This window comes from Litchfieldia salsa (assembly GCF_900104555.1).
Lineage (GTDB): Bacteria > Bacillota > Bacilli > Bacillales > Bacillaceae_L > Litchfieldia > Litchfieldia salsa.
On sequence record NZ_FNJU01000001.1, the window covers coordinates 825774 to 843170 of the forward strand.

At 35.7% G+C, this 17397-nt stretch carries 22 protein-coding genes; 13 read left to right on the forward strand and 9 right to left on the reverse strand.

Translation table 11 applies throughout. The annotated features are described in order from the left end of the window. Nucleotides 1-27: 27 nt before the first annotated feature. Entirely contained in the window at nucleotides 28-822 is a 795-nt protein-coding gene (locus tag BLQ56_RS03555; protein ID WP_090849937.1) for an alpha/beta hydrolase family protein, read from the reverse strand. Nucleotides 823-945: 123 nt separating this feature from the next. Here BLQ56_RS03555 and BLQ56_RS03560 point away from each other — a divergent pair, with 123 nt between their 5' ends. Genes BLQ56_RS03560 through BLQ56_RS03570 form a run of 3 tightly spaced genes read left to right on the forward strand, consistent with a single transcriptional unit; the run spans nucleotide 946 to nucleotide 3505 of the window. Then, the gene (locus BLQ56_RS03560) at nucleotides 946-1929 is read left to right on the forward strand and encodes an ABC transporter substrate-binding protein (protein ID WP_090849939.1); all 984 of its coding nucleotides are present in this window, start codon (nucleotides 946-948) and stop codon (nucleotides 1927-1929) included. 12 nt (nucleotides 1930-1941) lie between these two features. After that, nucleotides 1942-2709, forward strand: coding sequence for an ABC transporter ATP-binding protein (locus BLQ56_RS03565; protein WP_090849941.1), 768 nt, complete (start codon nucleotides 1942-1944; stop codon nucleotides 2707-2709). Beyond that, complete coding sequence (locus BLQ56_RS03570) at nucleotides 2699-3505, forward strand: ABC transporter permease (RefSeq protein ID WP_090849943.1); 807 nt, start codon at nucleotides 2699-2701, stop codon at nucleotides 3503-3505. The genes BLQ56_RS03565 and BLQ56_RS03570 overlap by 11 nt, the downstream gene beginning before the upstream one ends. 34 nt (nucleotides 3506-3539) lie before the next feature. Here the strand turns inward: BLQ56_RS03570 and ytkD are convergent, their stop codons facing one another. Together ytkD and BLQ56_RS03580 are read right to left on the reverse strand one after the other, a co-directional pair. Next, entirely contained in the window at nucleotides 3540-4019 is a 480-nt protein-coding gene (ytkD, locus tag BLQ56_RS03575) for an RNA deprotection pyrophosphohydrolase (RefSeq protein WP_090849945.1), read from the reverse strand. 105 nt (nucleotides 4020-4124) lie between these two features. Beyond that, on the reverse strand, nucleotides 4125-4472 hold the full coding sequence (locus BLQ56_RS03580) for a hydrolase (RefSeq protein ID WP_090849947.1): 348 nt from the start codon (nucleotides 4470-4472) through the stop codon (nucleotides 4125-4127). 189 nt (nucleotides 4473-4661) lie between these two features. Between BLQ56_RS03580 and BLQ56_RS03585 the strand changes: the two genes are divergently transcribed. Further along, complete coding sequence (locus BLQ56_RS03585; protein WP_090849949.1) at nucleotides 4662-4922, forward strand: DUF6154 family protein; 261 nt, start codon at nucleotides 4662-4664, stop codon at nucleotides 4920-4922. Between the two features lie 41 nt (nucleotides 4923-4963). Here BLQ56_RS03585 and ltaE read toward each other — a convergent pair whose 3' ends face one another. Further along, nucleotides 4964-5980 (reverse strand): low-specificity L-threonine aldolase, encoded by a 1017-nt coding sequence (gene ltaE, locus BLQ56_RS03590; protein WP_090849951.1) that lies wholly within the window; start codon nucleotides 5978-5980, stop codon nucleotides 4964-4966. Nucleotides 5981-6129: 149 nt separating this feature from the next. Then, nucleotides 6130-6570 (reverse strand): Dps family protein, encoded by a 441-nt coding sequence (locus tag BLQ56_RS03595; protein ID WP_090849953.1) that lies wholly within the window; start codon nucleotides 6568-6570, stop codon nucleotides 6130-6132. Nucleotides 6571-6738: 168 nt separating this feature from the next. Between BLQ56_RS03595 and ytzI the strand changes: the two genes are divergently transcribed. Further along, the gene (gene ytzI / locus BLQ56_RS03600) at nucleotides 6739-6915 is read left to right on the forward strand and encodes a YtzI protein (protein WP_090849955.1); all 177 of its coding nucleotides are present in this window, start codon (nucleotides 6739-6741) and stop codon (nucleotides 6913-6915) included. Beyond that, the gene (locus BLQ56_RS03605) at nucleotides 6905-8392 is read left to right on the forward strand and encodes an amidase family protein (RefSeq protein ID WP_090849957.1); all 1488 of its coding nucleotides are present in this window, start codon (nucleotides 6905-6907) and stop codon (nucleotides 8390-8392) included. Before ytzI ends, BLQ56_RS03605 begins: the two co-directional genes overlap by 11 nt. 45 nt (nucleotides 8393-8437) lie before the next feature. Here the strand turns inward: BLQ56_RS03605 and BLQ56_RS03610 are convergent, their stop codons facing one another. Beyond that, nucleotides 8438-8911, reverse strand: coding sequence for an S-ribosylhomocysteine lyase (locus BLQ56_RS03610; protein WP_090849959.1), 474 nt, complete (start codon nucleotides 8909-8911; stop codon nucleotides 8438-8440). A 147-nt stretch (nucleotides 8912-9058) separates the two neighbouring features. Here BLQ56_RS03610 and yidD point away from each other — a divergent pair, with 147 nt between their 5' ends. Further along, on the forward strand, nucleotides 9059-9304 hold the full coding sequence (gene yidD, locus BLQ56_RS03615) for a membrane protein insertion efficiency factor YidD (protein WP_090849961.1): 246 nt from the start codon (nucleotides 9059-9061) through the stop codon (nucleotides 9302-9304). Between the two features lie 39 nt (nucleotides 9305-9343). Here yidD and BLQ56_RS03620 read toward each other — a convergent pair whose 3' ends face one another. Next, nucleotides 9344-10108: a FixH family protein gene (locus tag BLQ56_RS03620; protein WP_090849963.1), complete on the reverse strand. Its 765-nt coding sequence runs from the start codon at nucleotides 10106-10108 to the stop codon at nucleotides 9344-9346. A gap of 119 nt (nucleotides 10109-10227) precedes the next feature. Here BLQ56_RS03620 and BLQ56_RS03625 point away from each other — a divergent pair, with 119 nt between their 5' ends. Next, nucleotides 10228-11205: a sodium-dependent bicarbonate transport family permease gene (locus tag BLQ56_RS03625; RefSeq protein WP_090849965.1), complete on the forward strand. Its 978-nt coding sequence runs from the start codon at nucleotides 10228-10230 to the stop codon at nucleotides 11203-11205. A gap of 100 nt (nucleotides 11206-11305) precedes the next feature. Here the strand turns inward: BLQ56_RS03625 and BLQ56_RS03630 are convergent, their stop codons facing one another. After that, nucleotides 11306-11890, reverse strand: a complete 585-nt coding sequence (locus BLQ56_RS03630) for a beta-class carbonic anhydrase (protein WP_090849969.1) — start codon at nucleotides 11888-11890, stop codon at nucleotides 11306-11308. A 259-nt stretch (nucleotides 11891-12149) separates the two neighbouring features. Between BLQ56_RS03630 and BLQ56_RS03635 the strand changes: the two genes are divergently transcribed. The 3 genes from BLQ56_RS03635 (at nucleotide 12150) to BLQ56_RS03645 (ending at nucleotide 15589) form a co-directional block, all read left to right on the forward strand. Beyond that, nucleotides 12150-13358, forward strand: a complete 1209-nt coding sequence (locus BLQ56_RS03635) for a metal ABC transporter solute-binding protein, Zn/Mn family (RefSeq protein ID WP_090849971.1) — start codon at nucleotides 12150-12152, stop codon at nucleotides 13356-13358. 206 nt (nucleotides 13359-13564) lie between these two features. Further along, nucleotides 13565-14221 (forward strand): potassium channel family protein, encoded by a 657-nt coding sequence (locus BLQ56_RS03640; RefSeq protein ID WP_090849973.1) that lies wholly within the window; start codon nucleotides 13565-13567, stop codon nucleotides 14219-14221. A gap of 15 nt (nucleotides 14222-14236) precedes the next feature. Then, a complete protein-coding gene (locus BLQ56_RS03645) occupies nucleotides 14237-15589 on the forward strand; it encodes a TrkH family potassium uptake protein (RefSeq protein WP_090849975.1) in 1353 nt (450 codons plus the stop codon). Nucleotides 15590-15653: 64 nt separating this feature from the next. Here the strand turns inward: BLQ56_RS03645 and mgrA are convergent, their stop codons facing one another. Further along, the gene (gene mgrA / locus BLQ56_RS03650) at nucleotides 15654-16646 is read right to left on the reverse strand and encodes an L-glyceraldehyde 3-phosphate reductase (RefSeq protein WP_090849977.1); all 993 of its coding nucleotides are present in this window, start codon (nucleotides 16644-16646) and stop codon (nucleotides 15654-15656) included. Nucleotides 16647-16840: 194 nt separating this feature from the next. On the opposite strand from mgrA, the gene BLQ56_RS03655 reads away from it, so the two are divergent. Together BLQ56_RS03655 and BLQ56_RS03660 are read left to right on the forward strand one after the other, a co-directional pair. Beyond that, entirely contained in the window at nucleotides 16841-17002 is a 162-nt protein-coding gene (locus BLQ56_RS03655) for a DUF1540 domain-containing protein (RefSeq protein ID WP_090849979.1), read from the forward strand. 178 nt (nucleotides 17003-17180) lie between these two features. Next, nucleotides 17181-17381 carry a hypothetical protein gene (locus BLQ56_RS03660; RefSeq protein ID WP_090849981.1) on the forward strand — a complete coding sequence of 67 codons (201 nt, stop codon included), beginning with the start codon at nucleotides 17181-17183 and terminating at the stop codon, nucleotides 17379-17381. Nucleotides 17382-17397 lie beyond the last annotated feature (16 nt).

The following is a 17397-nucleotide window of genomic DNA, read 5'->3' on the forward strand; positions in this document are numbered from 1 at the left end:
CCTTATTTTCATTCTAATCTTATCATATCATTTCTTCGCTTGGTTTTTCATCCATTGAGTCAAATGTTTGACGGTTTGACGATTTTCAAAAGGAGGAAAATAGTGAGTAAATTGATTATAGTACCAACTAGTAACTTCTTTGCCCAGTTCTTTTAATCTTTTTTCTAGCCGGTAGGAATGTTCAATTGAAACATTTTGATCCTTGACTCCATGAATGATAAGGACTGGAGCCATCAACTCTTCAAGATTATAGAGCGGAGTCCTCCACTTATACCGCATCGGATATTTCGTTGGTGTCCCTCCAATTACGCGCTTCATCATTCTTCTTAAATCTTTTCGCTCAACATAAGTTAAACTCATATCACTCACACCACCCCACGATACAACCGAACAAACTGAGGGTTGATGGATAGCAGTTAAAAGAGCCATTACACCGCCACGTGAAAAACCAAATACATGAATTCTCTCTGCGTTCACCTTTTCATTTGATTCTAAAGCTTTATAGGCAGCAATGGCATCATAACGGTCATCTCCACCAAAGTCTTCATTCCCTCCCCCACCTTGGTTTCCTCTATAAAAGGGAGCCATCACTACAAAGCCTTCAGTTGCAAATTGAATAATACGGCCAATGCGAACTTTGCCAACATTTTTAATTCCTCCACGTAAATAGAGAAATCCATCATAGCTCCCCTCTGCTTTTGGCTCAGCAAGGAAACCTTTAATTCTTAAACCCTGGCAATAGTATGTAACCAGATATAAGTTGATAGTTGGATTGGGTGAAGGATATCGTTGTTTTTCAATAATCTCACCTTCATGATACAAGCATCTCACTCCTTAAGGTGGAAAAATATTTTTATTTATAGGCATTCACACATTTTCGGAACCCTACATAGTCTACTGTATAAAATCAAATAGTTTTTTAATACATTAGGAGGTTTATCATTTATGCGTATTTTAACATTATTTTTATCTTTGTTACTTATTATTCCTCTTGCCGCTTGTAATAACGATAGTGTTCAGAAGTTAAAAGTAGGTGAAGTTGCCCACACGATTTTTTATGCACCCTTATATGTTGCCCTATCAGAGGGGTTTTTTGAGGAAGAAGGATTGGAAATTGATTTGACCACTACGGCTGGTGGAGATAAGACAATGACAGCAATCCTTTCCGATGGAATCGATATCGGTCTTGTTGGATCAGAAACATCTATTTATGTTGAAGCACAAGGATCAACAGACCCAGTAATCAACTTTGCACAATTAACACAAACCGATGGTACATTCCTAGTTTCACGGGAGAAAATAGACAATTTTGATTGGGGTCAACTTAAAGATAGTACATTTCTTGGTCAGCGAAAAGGCGGAATGCCACAAATGGTTGGTGAATATGTCCTAAAGCAACATGGAATTGATCCACGTAATGATTTAGAGCTTATTCAAAATGTTGACTTTGCAAATATTGCGAGTGCATTTTCTTCAGGCACCGGTGACTTTGTTCAATTATTTGAGCCGACCGCTAGCATCTTTGAAGAAGAAGGCAGAGGTTATATTATCGCCTCATTTGGAGAAGAGTCAGGTCATGTACCTTACACAACATTTATGGCTAAGCAAAGCACCATCGATGAAAACGGAGAAGCAATAGAAAAATTCACACGTGCTATTTATAAAGCACAGCAGTGGGTAAAAGACCATAAACCAGAAGAAATTGCCGAGGCGATTTCAGAACAATTCCCAGATACTTCAATTGACCTTTTAACCACAGTAGTTGATCGTTACAAGAGTCAAGGTTCTTTTGCAACAGATCCGATTCTTGGTGAAGAAGAATGGGTTAACCTACAAAATATCATGGATGAAGCCGGAGAACTTCCTGAGCGTATTGAACATGATGTCCTTGTGAATACATCTATTGCTGAAAAGGTCATTTCTGAATAGGAGTGAAAAAGCATGGACTTTTTAACGATAAGCAATATTCATCACACCTACTTTACCAAAGATTCAGCAAAAACAGCATTAGAAGATATCACACTTTCGATTAAGGAGGGGGAGTTTGTCTCCTTCCTTGGTCCAAGTGGGTGTGGGAAAACCACTTTATTATCCATCATCTCAGGTCTCATTACACCTACTTCCGGGAAAGTAGAAATTGAAAATAAACCAGTCAATCGAACACATTCTTCTATTGGCTATATGCTTCAAGAAGACTATCTCTTCCCTTGGAAAACAATCAAAGAAAATATCCTAGTTGGACTAAAGACCATGAATATCCTTGATGGTGAAAATGAGAAAAAAGCACTTTCTCTTTTAAAAGAAATTGGATTATCAGGGGTAGAAGAATCTTACCCAAAACAATTATCGGGTGGAATGCGCCAAAGAGCTGCTCTTGTTCGCACTCTTACTACAAATCCGAAAATACTGCTTCTTGATGAACCATTTTCTGCGCTAGATTTTCAAACAAAATTAAAACTTGAGGATCTCGTGTCAACAACACTCAAAGACTATAATAAAACAGCTTTACTCGTGACACATGATATCGGTGAGGCCATTGCGATGAGCGACAAAATATTCTTACTATCAGCTAATCCAGGAAAAGTTGCAAAGGTTTTTGATATACCAAAGGAATTAAAAGACTTATTACCTTTTGAAGCTAGACAACATCCGGAGTACTCCTCACTTTTTCAAGAAATATGGAAGGAGTTAGATCAATTTGAAGCCTAATAAAAACATTGACCTGCTCCATCAGGAATATATCGCTGAGCAAAAAAAGGAAAAACGAGTTGTTCGGTTATATCAACTCTTAATCTTTATCGTATTCTTTTCAGGTTGGGAGATTACAAGTCAAAAACAATGGATTGATCCATTAATCTTCAGTTCTCCCACAAAGATTTGGAACTTGTTCGTCACCAAGCTTAATGATGGGTCCCTTCTTTTACATCTAAATATCACTTTATTTGAGACTGTATTAGGATTCATTTTAGGAACATTACTTGGGACAATTTTAGCTGCCATGCTATGGTGGTCTCCAAGATTAAGTAAAATTCTTGATCCCTATTTGGTCATTCTTAATGCGATGCCAAAAGTGGCCCTTGGGCCAATCTTAATAGTTGCATTAGGACCTGGTTACTTTTCAATTATAGCGATGGGTGCTATTATCTCAGTAATCATTACAACGATAGTTGTTTATACATCATTTAGAGAAGTAGACCCAAATTACTTAAAGGTTTTAAATACTTTCGGAGCTAGTCGGGCCCAGTGTTTTAGCCAAGCTATCTTGCCAGCGTCTTTTCCTACAATTATTTCAACTCTCAAAGTAAATGTTGGTTTGTCTTGGGTAGGGGTTATTGTTGGGGAGTTCCTCGTCTCTTCTAAGGGTCTAGGCTACTTGATTATTTATGGATTCCAAGTTTTTAACTTCTCACTCGTTCTACTAAGTCTATTAATTATTGCCGTCTTTGCAACACTAATGTATCAACTTGTAGAATTACTTGAGAAAAAATTAATCAAAAACAACTAAAAACTCCTATATAAAAGAGAGGCCATTTCATTGGTCACTCTCTTTCACATAGGAGTTGTTCTACTTGCTTTATACTATGTACAAGTACATCATCCTTCATGATAAAACTGTATTCATTATTTGTTTTAATCGATTCAGGTAAGTCTTGCATAAGAATTGGACCATATGTTTCAAAATAGCTAGTCTGATTGGTAAGTGAACATATTTCTGCAAAATAAATATTTTTCACAATTGTTTTCCCTCGACCTAATACCTTATATTGCCCTAAGTAGATTAGCTCTTTTACCTCTGCTCCAGTTTCTTCCATTACCTCTCGAACAGCAGCATCCTTTGCCTTTTCACCTAATTCTACTTTCCCACCTGGAAATTCCAAGCCTCTTTCCTTATGCTTAGTCAACAACCATTGATCCTTATATCGACAAATTACCCAAACATGCTTCGGATTTAGGCAAAATGGATCATTCGTGAATGATAAATGAACCTCGTTTTGATATGAATCTTGAAATACAAACATCTCTTTCGACTCCAATATGGTACCTAATTATTATTTTTTATCATACCATAGACCATCACTTTTGTAGAAATATTTCTAACAATTATAAGAGTTCTTCGTTGTTCACTATCTATCAAATTCTCCATCGTTACCTATTGCAGATATGAGTCCCATTGATTTTATATGTTCTCTTGCTTCTTCATTTCCTAATTCGTAAAGTAATCCAAAAACCTTTTGCATGTTATCATCATATGCATCATTATTTGGATCATGGTGATATTGTATATAAGGAACATGAGCTCTAAAAAAACCTTGCCAGTCTGATGAGTATTCTTGATCAAAGTATTCTCTTAATTTAATTATTTCATCGTCTGTGGCCTCGATTTGGTAGTCCCATGGTGACGCTGTTTTTAATTTTGATATTTCTCCATTTGCTATTGAGACAAAGTAGGTTGTCTTTTGTTGTTGTTCCATCTAAACTCCACTCCTGTACATCAAGATGTACTTAGCTTTTGCAGAAACCTACTATAAATATGCATTTTTCATTTAAACATAAGCCTGATCTAAAAAATGAAAAGATAAATAATTTAGCTTTTTTGAACATCTTTAGTCGCATCATTTAACCATTTAACGCTATACTATAGATAGAGAGGTGTGAATGCAATGAAACTAATTGATGAGTTATATGAAATGTATCGGAATAAATTGACCGGTGATGAAGAAGATGCAGATATTCTTGCCTTTTCAGTTTTAGAGCAGTTAGATCGTGAGGACATGCTTCAATTGATTGCAGAATTATCAGATCAGGAATTATACAATCTAGTTGGTTTTTATATGATTGAAAATTTAAAAGGAAAGATGGCACGTGAAGGGATTGGCCAAACAAAAATGCTAACCATTGACCAGCTTAGAAACCTACATTAAAAGGAGAATGACTAAACCAGTCATCCTCCTTTTTTTCGATACTAAATTTTATTTATACAAAGAAGAGCTTCGTTAATTTGCTCAAGTGATACATCATAGTGTGTTGTAAACCGGACTACTGTTGGACCAAAAGAAACTGCAAGAATTCCTTTTTCTGATAGCTTTTGAATATATTCTTTTGAGGTCATTCCTGTTTTGGCCACATCAACTAAAACAATATTAGTATCAACGCTATTCACTACTTCAAGACCGTTAATCTCTCTTAAACCATTCGCTAATTTCTGAGCATGATGATGGTCCTCCGATAATCGATCAACCATTGTTGTAAGTGCAACTAGACCAGGTGCAGCAATCATTCCTACCTGTCTTAATCCACCACCAAGCCTTTTTCTCCACTTCCTTGCTCTTGAAATAAAAGCTTGATCTCCAGCGATAATGGACCCAACTGGCGCACCCAGCCCTTTTGAAAGACAAACTTGTACAGTTGTTGTATATTGTGCAATTTCATGAAGCGGTTGATTTAAAGCAACCGCTGCATTAAATAGTCTTGCACCATCTAAATGAACTGGAATTTGTTGCTTCATTGCAATCGTATAAATGTCATGCATATTTTGAGTTGGCACCACGGCCCCTCCTGCACGATTATGGGTGTTCTCTATACAGATTAGTCCTGTTTCTGGTACATGAATATCCTCATCCCGAATGGCTGCCTCAATATCCTCAGGATTCATTACTCCTCTTACCCCATTAATTGTTCGAGGTTGTACACCTGCAAAAGCAGAAATCGCACCCCCTTCATAATAAAAAATATGAGAATCTGCTTCAAGCAATACTTCATTACCCGCCACACAATGGGTTAACACCGCAATTTGATTCCCCTGTGTTCCACTTGTCACAAATAACGCGTCCTCTTTTCCTAACATCTCCGCTGCTACTTCCTCTAATTTTCTCACCGTAACATCTTCTTGATAGACGTCATCACCAACCTCTGCTTCATACGCAGCTCTTCTCATTTGTTCAGTAGGCTTTGTAACTGTATCACTTCTTAAATCAATCATACCTCTCCCCCATTTCTCTTACTCATGTGCATTTGTAGCTATTATAAAGAAACAAAGGTAATCTTTCTACAAATTTAGATACTCAAATACTAAAAAGCCTAGTACATTCCATACAAGGGAACGTACTAGGCTTTTTAAAATTTATTCTGTTATTTTCCAAGAAATGACTTAAGCATCCAAACATGCTTTTCTAGGCTTTGATGAATAGCTAATAACATATCGCCTGTAGTTTCATCATCTACTTCTCCAGCTAGTGTCATGCCTTCTTTAATTTCATTCGTAATAATTGCAAAATCATTTGTGATGTTTTGCACCATTTCGTCAGCTGTTTCATTTCCGGTTGCTTCCTTGATTGAAGATATTGATAAAATCTCACTCATTGTCGCTACTGGTCTTCCTTCAAGAGCTAATAGACGTTCTGCTAATTCATCAATATGAACTGATGCTTCACCATATAGTTCCTCAAATTTATCATGGAGTGTGAAAAATGCAGGACCTTTTACAAACCAATGGTAATTATGTAATTTAATATAAAGGACACTCCAGTTTGCGATTTGTTTGTTAACTGTTTTAATTAATTGTTCTGACATACAACAATCTCCTCCTTCTATTTATACTATTCCCCGTAACTAGCATACCAAAACATTTATTTTCTACCCATGTTAAATGAAAAGAGTCGAATTTTTGTAATAATTTGTTCGTTTTTTCTATCAGCATGCTAAAATAATAGTAGACATAAATTGCATAGGGGGAATGTTATGTACATGGTTTTAGTGATATGCATAATTATTGTAATCGTTATACTTGCACTTTCACTGATTACAACTTCGAAAGCCTATGATTATAAGCATACAATCGACCCGCTTGAAGATGAACTTTCATCTCAGAGTGATGTAAATACTCTAAAAGATAAAGGAGACCAACATGGAAAATAAACGACTTGAGGCCTTGTCTGAAAATTGGTTAGTAGAGGCAACTATTGATGATATCCAGGAAAAATTAACTAACAATGAAATTACGTCAAAAGAGCTAGTATTAATGTATCTTAATCGCATAGCGCTTTTCGATAAATCTGGTGTATCTATCAATTCAATCTTAGAAGTAAATCCAGACGTACTACATATCGCATCAGCTCTTGATGCCGAGCGAAACACAAATGGGATACGTGGACCACTTCACGGTATTCCCGTGCTTATCAAAGATAATATTGATACACACGATAAAATGCATACTTCTGCAGGTTCACTTGCACTAGCAAACTCAGTTGCCTCAAAAGACTCCCATGTTGCAAAAGTTTTAAGGGATGCGGGTGCAATTATCCTCGGAAAAACAAATATGACTGAGTGGGCAAACTATATGACGATTGGAATGCCAAGTGGTTATAGCTCAAGAGGAGGTCAAGTATTAAATCCTTATGGTCCTGGAACATTTGATGTAGGTGGTTCAAGTGCAGGCTCTGGTGCTTCTATTGCTGCTAATTTAGCTACTATAGCAGTCGGAACTGAAACATCTGGATCAATTCTAAGCCCAGCTAGTCAAAATTCACTAGTTGGAATTAAACCAACTGTCGGTTTAGTAAGTAGAACCGGAATTATTCCGATTGCACACAGTCAAGATACAGCCGGACCAATGGCACGTACTGTCAAAGATGCAGCTATTCTTTTAACAGTTCTCTCATCAACAGATGAGCAAGACCCAATCACCCTTACAAATCGTGAATTAGCAACGATAGATTTTACACAGTTTCTTGATAAACATAGTTTAAAAGGAGCACACATCGGAATTGCTAGAGATGTCTATTTTGATTATCTATCTGATGAAAAACGAGAGGTTATGGATAGGGCTGTTGAGAAGTTACAAGAACTAGGGGCAAATGTGATAGATGATGTCATCATTCCTTCAACAAAAGCAGAATGGACCTATGATGTCCTTAACTATGAATTTAAAGCAGATTTGAATGCGTACCTACAAACATTAGACTCTTCTATCCCAATTCGCTCATTAAAAGATGTGATAGAATTCAACAATAACAATGAAGATCAAACCTTAAAGTATGGACAACAACTTTTAATAGAATCTGAAGAAACCAGTGGAACATTGGCAGAAGCTGATTATCTAAGATCTCTTGAACAGGATATATATCTATCCACCGATCAAGGAATAGATTATACGTTGGAAAAACATCAACTAGATGCGATTGTATTCCCAAATAATTTTGGTGCAGGGATTCCAGCAAAGGCTGGTTATCCATCCATTACAGTTCCTGCGGGATATACTTCTGAAGGTGAGCCTGTTGGGATAACATTTACTAGCAGAGCTTATAGTGAACCCAAATTGTTAAAACTAGCATATGCATTTGAACAAGCAACAAAACATCGGAAACCACCAGTATTAAAAGATCACTCTAATTAATAAGTAGTTACAAAAAAATCCCAGTTCATCCTGGGATTTTTTTCTTTAACCAAATACTTTATGGAGGTCTTCCTTAGAAGTCTCAAGCCAAAATTTCATTAATCGCTTTGCACCTTCAAGATCATGGAGTTTAGCTTGACCACACTGTTTTTCGTTTGAAGCTGGTATATCAGTAATTTCAATTGCATCTTTCAAAGTATCTTCTAGTAAATCAATAATCTCTGTAACAGTCGGTTCTCCACTTACAACCAAATAATAACCTGTTTGACATCCCATTGGAGAAATATCGATGATATCAAAATGATCATATTTTTCAGCGTGTGCACGAATATTGAATGCTAATAAATGTTCAAGTGTATGAATTGCGTCCGGCTTCATCGCCTGCTTATTTGGCTGACAGAATCGAATGTCAAATTTATTTACAACACCGTCACTACCGACTTTATGAACCCCACAATGTCTTACATAAGGTGCTTTTACAGCACAATGGTCTAAATCAAAACTTTCTACTGATGGCATAAATAAAACTCCTCCATTTGTATTTTCAAAACCTTTTACTTATCATACCTTGTATTCTACTTTTTTTCATCATTTAAGACTACTATCTTTCATTTCAGATTTTAGTACAGTATAGTAATTAGTAACTAAAACTTAGGAGGTGGTAGCTTGGTACAGAAAAGTATTATTTGTGTCATTCGTTTTTATCAAAAATTCATTTCACCAATAACACCACCAACTTGTCGTTTCTATCCTACCTGTTCCCATTATGGATTAGAAGCAGTTTCTCGATTTGGTCCCATTAAAGGAAGCTGGTTAACAATGAAGAGAATCTTAAAATGTCATCCCTTTCATCCTGGTGGGATTGATCCAGTTCCTGAAAAAGAAAATAATGATGACACTCAGAAAGATTGATATAGAACCACTCACTCTATGGTTCTTTCTTTTCTTTCATTATTCCACAGTTATTTCTTTTTCTACATGATCATGTAATGACTCACTTTCTATATGTATACGAACATCATATACTCCTGCTTCTGTAAATGTATATTGGGCTACATAAGTACCTGATCCATTAGACTCAACTGCATCAACGTATTCATGTTTATGGTCTTCGCCTTTCCAGATTTCATACGAAACTTTAGCCCCACTAAACAATTCATCATTTTGCTTTACTTCGACCGAAAGCTCTGTTTCATTATTACTTTTCGCTTCTTTAGGATTCAATTCAATAAATAGCTGACTTTCATGATGATGATGTTCACTTTCTTCCTCACCATGTGAATCATGTGAATGCTCTTCACTCTCTCCATCACCGACAATCAATTCTTTTTTAGGCATATTATGCATATTTCGTGCTGTGACATGGGCAACAACATAGAATATTCCATCATGATCAAACGTCTTTTCAATTGTATATGTACCTGATCCTACATGGGTAGCATCAATAAATTCATCATCTTCTTCTTTTCCCTTTTCCCAAATCTGAAACTGAACTTCGTTCGCATCTTCAACCTCTTCTTCACCGAGTGTAACATAAGCATTGATCGTCACTACCTCATTTGCTTTAAGTGTGTCTGGCAAGGTTTCAATTTCAACATTCAATGGTAATAGTTCATTCTCTTCTTCCGTACCTTCCTTCTGTATATTCTCATTTTTACTACCACATGCTACAGTAACTATGGACAAAGCTAACATTATTAACAATATTCTCTTCAATTTCTATCTCCTCACTTTTAATTTATTTTAAAATATATTCTAATCAAGTATTGTCTTGGGCTACACTTGTTCATTATAATTAGTTAAATTATCTTTATGCAACTAAAAGGAGGAATTCTATGAGTTTAATTGTTGATATTATACAAACAAATTTACTTTCACCTATGATCTTGTTTTTTTTAATGGGAATCCTCGCCGTAATTGTAAATTCAGATTTAAAAGTACCGGAAGCCTTTTATAGTGGATATACAATGATCATTCTCTTTACAATTGGAATTAAAGGTGGAGTTGAATTAAAGACTGTTTCGTTTTTCACAATGCTACCTTCTATCGGAGCTGCTTTATTTTTAAGTATTCTTATGCTCTTTATAACGTATGGGCTTCTAAAAAGAGTGTTTCGATTTGATACAACGAACTCTTTAGCCATTGCAGCACATTACGGTTCTGTAAGTGCTGTTACCTTCGTTGCAGCATTGGGCTTCTTGGAAAAGATGGGAATTCCATATGAAAGTTATATCTCAGCCATCTTAGTTGTAATGGAAGGACCCGCTATTATAGGTGCCATCATTTTATACAAACTAATGAATAAAGAAAACCAAACAAGTAATCCTTCAGGTATAGGCCATGCATTTAAAGAGGCGTTTTTTGGAAAAAGTATCTTCCTACTTATAGGTGGAATTTTTATCGGTCTAGTAGCTTCAGAAGATGGTCTAGAAAAAATCAAACCATTATTTGGCGATTTATTTTATGGAATTTTATGTATCTTCTTACTACACCTAGGTATGATTGCTACTCAACAAATGAAAAAGCTTAAAGGATTCCGTATAACATCCTTCCTGTTCGCATTCATTCTACCACTTGTTGGTGGTTTTATTGGTGTAACGGTTGCCTCCTTGATTGGTATGTCAAGCGGCGGGGCTTTTATGTTAGGGATATTGACTGCTAGTTCTTCATACATAGCAGCTCCTGCAGCAATCGAACAAGCCATTCCAGAAGCCAATCCTGGTCTTTACTTAGGGTCATCGTTAGGTTTAACCTTACCATTTAATCTGATCATTGGAATTCCATTATTCTTTTGGTTTAGCTCGATCTTCTAAGAAAAATCCCAAGCGCCTCGTTCAGCCTTGGGCATTCATAAGGGGAATCACGCAGGATATCTTGATTTCTGAAACTAGGGTTATACAAAAAACTCCACTCTTAAAGAGAAGGAGTTTTTTCTTTCGTACCATAACCATTTACGACAACCTCTAACTTACCTGTGCTTGAATCAATAACCAATCCATGTACATGTATATCTAAAGGCAATAGCGGATGGTTTCGAACCATTTCTACACTATGTCTTACACTTTCTTCAACATCATTAAATCCTCTAAACCACTTATGTAGATTAATTCCTGAATACCGTAGTGTATCTATTTTTTCTTCTGCTACTCCTCGCTCCACAATCTTCTTTAAAATTACATCCGAATTTATACTACTCATTCCGCATTCATGATGTCCAACTACACATACTTCATTCGCATTTAATTCATACACTGCGACAAGAATACTTCTCATTATACTTCCGAATGGATGACTTACAATTGCACCGGCATTTTTAACGATTTTCACATCACCATTTCTCAGGTTCATTGCTTGAGGAAGTAATTCTACCAATCTTGTATCCATACAAGATAATATGACTAATCGTTTTTCCGGGAACTTTGAGGTTTGATATCTTTCATATTCTTTTTCTTCTACAAATACTTTGTTGTGTAGAAGAATTTCTTCTAAGATACTCACTTTACCACGCTCCGATATCTATAGTTTAACAGTGAAGAAGCTCTATTCCCATAATTTTCATTATTATACTTTTAAAAAATATCTTGTAAAAAGGTTTTGTATGCGTTATTATACATATTGTAAATCGTAATCGTTACTATTTATTTCAGCTAGAATTTTTCTATAATACTACATAAAAAAATAATCAAATAGTTTCCAGTTTTCAAATCGTAATTATTACGATAAAATTTATTGGGACTATAGAATGTGAGGAGAAAACATGAACTTAAAAAAGAGTAGTATATTATTAACCATGATTATAGCAATTTTACTAACCGGTTGTTCTAAAGAACAAACTGCAACATCTGACGATTCCTTATTGATCTATACAACTATTTATCCATTGGAGTTTTTCACAGAACAAATTGGGGGAGATTATGTTTCTGTTTCGAGTGTCATTCCACCAGGGGCTGATGCTCATACTTATGAACCTACAGCCAAAACGATGACAGAAATCGCGGAAGCGGATGGATTTATATATACGGGGATTGGACTAGAAGGGTTTGTTGATGCAGCAAAGGATTCTTTAACAAAGGAAAAGGTCCGTTTCATTACTGCTGGTGAAGGGCTAGAGTTTCATTCTGAAGAATCTCAGACACATGACAATGAAGAGAGTCATGCTACTGAAGACACTCATTCTCATGACGATGAAGAGAGTCATGCTACTGAAGACGCTCATTCTCATGACGATGAAGAGAGTCACGCTACTGAAGACAACCATGCTCATGACGATGAAGAAAGTCATGCTACTGAAGACACTCATTCTCATGACGATGAAGAGAGTCATGCTACTGAAGACGCTCATTCTCATGACGATGAAGAGAGTCACGCTACTGAAGACAACCATGCTCATGACGATGAAGAGAGTCATGCTACTGAAGACAATCATGACGATCACAACCATGGAGATGAAGATCCGCATGTTTGGATTGATCCAATTCTTTCAATTACATTAGCTGAGAACATAAAAAATGCCCTGACTGAACTCTCACCTGAAAACAAAGATGTTTTTGAACAAAATTTTCTTGACCTTAAACATGAGTTAGAAGACTTAGATTCAGAATTTCACAAGCTAGTTGATGAAGCAGCACATCCTGAAATTTTAGTATCTCATGCAGCATATGGTTATTGGGAAAAGCGTTACGGAATTGAACAAATTAGTGTAACCGGCCTTTCACCAACACAAGAACCATCACAAAAACAATTACAAACGATTATCGAGACTGCTAAAGAACATGAGATTAAATATATTCTTTTTGAACAAAATATAACAGGAAAAGTTGCAGAGGTTGTAAAAAATGAAATCGGGGCTGAAGCTCTTATGATTCATAATCTAGAGTCCTTAACAGAAGAAGATATTAAAAATAAAGAAGATTACCTAAGCATCATGCACAAAAACATAGAAACTCTTCGTAAAGCAATGAATTAATTAGAGGATTGATCCAACTATTTGGGTCAATCCTTTTTTTTTCTTATAAAGGCACTATATTGAAAAGAACTGTATTTAACTCTTTTTGATGTAAACAATAAAAGAGAATCCATTTATTTTAAATGTTCAATTTACTAGCTTACTTATTACTGATAAAATCATACTATTGCATTTTAGAATTCATTATACATCTGGAGGAAAACATTGTGAGAAAACAATTTGCTGTATTAGGGTTAGGACATTTCGGTGGAAGCCTTGTAAAGGAGTTCTATGAAATGGGTGTTGAAGTCTTAGCAGTTGATAAAGATGAAGAAAAAGTTAATACCTATGCCCAATTTTCAACACATGCTGTACTTGCTAACACAATGGATGAAAATATATTAAAACAAATTGGCATAAAAAACGTTGATCATGTTTTTGTATCATTAGGTGAGAACATCGAATCAAGTATATTGACCACCCTCTTACTTAAGGAATTAGGAGTAAAACAAGTTTGGGTAAAGGCAATTAACACCTATCATCAAAAAGTACTTGAAAAAATTGGTGCTGATCGAGTGATTCATCCTGAAAGAGATATGGCTAAACGTATTGCTCACCATATTGTCTCCGAAAAACTAGTTGACTATATTGAGCTTTCAAAGGAGTATAGCATAGTTGAAATTATTGCCAGTGATAAGATTCATAATAAGACATTAGAAGAACTAAGTATCTCACATAAATTCGGCTGTAATATTGTTGGGATTCAGACAAATGAGGAAATTAAAATTTCTCCAAAACCTGATGAAATTATTAACAAAGGTGATATTCTTATTATGATCGGAAAAAACACCGATTTAACTCGATTTGAGGAAATTGGAGTGTAAGGAGTATTCTTTGGAATGAAAAAACTAAAGTCTATTATTAATTCATTATCACCTGCTCAGTTGATTGTGTCATTTTACCTGTTAAGTGTAATTATTTCAGTATCTCTACTAAGTCTACCCATTGCCTTAAAGCCGGGTGTTACATGGTCATTTATTGATGTTGTTTTTACGGCAGTAAGTGCAATTAGTGTAACAGGACTTTCTGTAGTTTCAACGGTTGATACATTTAGTACCCCCGGCATCTTTATCTTAATGTTTATTTTACAATTCGGCGGCATCGGTATTATGACATTAGGAACGTTTTTTTGGTTGCTTATTGGAAAAAAGATTGGACTAAGAGAACGGCGCCTTATTATGACTGATCAAAATCGGACAAACCTTTCAGGCCTGGTTAATCTTATGAAACAAATACTTATTATTATTTTAATCATTGAACTGATTGGGGCTGCAATATTAGGTACATACTTTTTAAAATATTTTCCCACATGGCAGGAAGCCTATTTACAAGGATTATTCGCATCAGTAAGTGCAACAACTAACGCAGGTTTTGATATAACAGGACAATCGTTAATCCCTTTTGCTCAAGATTATTTTGTACAGTTTATTAATATAATTCTGTTAACTTTAGGAGCGATCGGATTCCCTGTGCTTATTGAGGTTAAAGACTATATCCTTAATAAAGAGAATAAGGTAAAGCATCACTTTTCCTTATATACAAAGTTAACTTCTATCACTTTCTTTTCACTGATGCTCTTTGGTACGATTGCTATTCTCGTTTTAGAATGGGATTTGTTCTTTGCTGATAAATCGTGGCATGAATCATTCTTTTATGCTTTTTTCCAATCATCTACCACCAGAAATGGCGGATTAGCTACGATGGATGTTAGTCTATTTTCAGAACCTACACTTCTTGTGATTTGTTTTTTAATGTTTATTGGTGCTTCACCAAGTTCAGTTGGAGGTGGGGTTAGAACGACAACGTTTGCATTAAATTTACTATTCCTCTTACACTTTGCTAGAGGAAACAAATCAATTAAATTATTTAAACGTGAGCTTCATCCAGATGATGTACAACGCTCCTTGGCAATTACCATGATGGCTGGGTTATTATGTTTCATATCTGTTATTATTCTAAAATTTACAGAGCCCTTTTCTACTATTGCCATCCTTTTTGAAGTAACATCAGCATTTGGCACAACCGGACTATCCATGGGGATTACACCTGAGTTAAGCACACTTGGTAAAGAAATTATTATAGCCTTAATGTTTATCGGGCGAATCGGGATCTTATCGTTTATCTTTTTAATAAATCGTGGTGACAATGAAGTGAAATACCATTACCCAAAAGAACGGATCATTATCGGATAGTTAATGTTCCAAAACATAGAGGCTGTCTCACAAAGCACTTTGAGACAGCCTCAATAAAAAATTATTAAGATTGAAGAATAGAATCAATTGCCAATAATTCTTCTGTTGAAAATTCTAAATTGTCTAGTGCCTTAACATTTTCTTCAATTTGACTTACTTTACTTGCCCCTATTAAAGCTGTTGTTATTCTTCCTTCACGAAGAACCCATGCAAGAGCCATTTGCGCAAGGCTTTGACCTCTTTTCACTGCAATTTCATTAAGCTTACGCGCTTTTGAAACGGACTCTTCCGTTATTTGGCTATCATTTAAAAATACCGAAGAACCAGCAGCTCGTGAATCAGCAGGAACTCCTGATAGGTACTTATTTGTTAACAGTCCCTGTGCTAAAGGGCAGAAAGCGATTGATCCTACACCACTTTCTTTTAATACATCTTGAAGTCCATCCTCTACCCAACGATTTAACATTGAATATACTGGCTGGTGAATCACAAGAGGTGTTCCTAGCCTATTAAGTATACGAACAGCTTCCCTTGTTTGTTCTACACTGTAATTTGAAATGCCAACATAGAGAGCTTTCCCTTGTCGAACGATCTGATCAAGCGCCCCCATTGTCTCTTCTAATGAGGTATTAGGATCTGGGCGATGAGAATAAAAAATATCAACATAATCTAATCCCAACCGTTTTAAGCTTTGATCAAGACTTGCTATTAGATATTTTTTTGAACCCCATTCACCATAAGGTCCATCCCACATTAAATAGCCAGCTTTTGAAGAAATAATCATTTCATCCCGGTACGGAGCAAAATCTGACTTTAACATGGCTCCGAACATTTCTTCTGCAGATCCCGGAGGAGGACCATAATTATTTGCTAGATCAAAATGTGTAATCCCTAGATCAAATGCTCGTCTAAGCATTGCACGTCCATTTTCAAAAGAATCTACTCCCCCAAAATTATGCCATAATCCTAATGATATGGCAGGAAGAAGTAAACCAGTATTTCCACACCGATTATATTTCATTGTTTGATACCGTTCTGAGCAAGCAGTATATGTCATTATCTATTACCTCCACTGTGATTTTGTATCATCTAATTATAGCAAAATCAAGTTAAATAGTGGTAACGTTTCCATTTTTAGTTTTAGAATATAAATTTGCCTCAGTTCAATCTTGAAATTGTTGGGAGTATTTTATTACTGCAGAAAGGAGATAATAGGGATTGTAAGACAATCTCAAAGAAGAGGTGATTAGTATGGCAAAAGATGTACTATGTGAAGTAAACAACTGTACTTTTTGGGAGCGCGGAAATAAGTGTAGTGCTGATGCTATTTATGTTGTAAGTCATTCAGGTAAAACAGCCTCTGACAGTGGTGAAACAGATTGTAAAACGTTTGAGCCAGAAACAGGTATGTAATATTTTCTTGAAAAGGACAGTCGAGCCCTCGACTGTTTCTTCTTTCATTATTATTGATAATAATAATCATTTTTATTCCCTATCTGTAAAATTTTCTTTTTTTAGAGATAAATAAATTAGGTCGTTCACTGAGATAATAGTATCGTACCATTACATATTGTAAAGGGGTGTATTTCACATGATAAACAAGGATAGCCTTATTGATGCTTTGAAACAAGGGGTAGCAGGAGCAAATCATCAAACATTTCCAATCTGTGTAGATTCCTTTACGAACCTATGGCAATATGAATACGGTTCATTGGAGGATTTGCCTCAAGATGTCGATGACATTATTGCTAGTAGGGCAGTGGAACTCGGTTTAATTGAATTAGATTACTAAGAGATAAGAGACTATC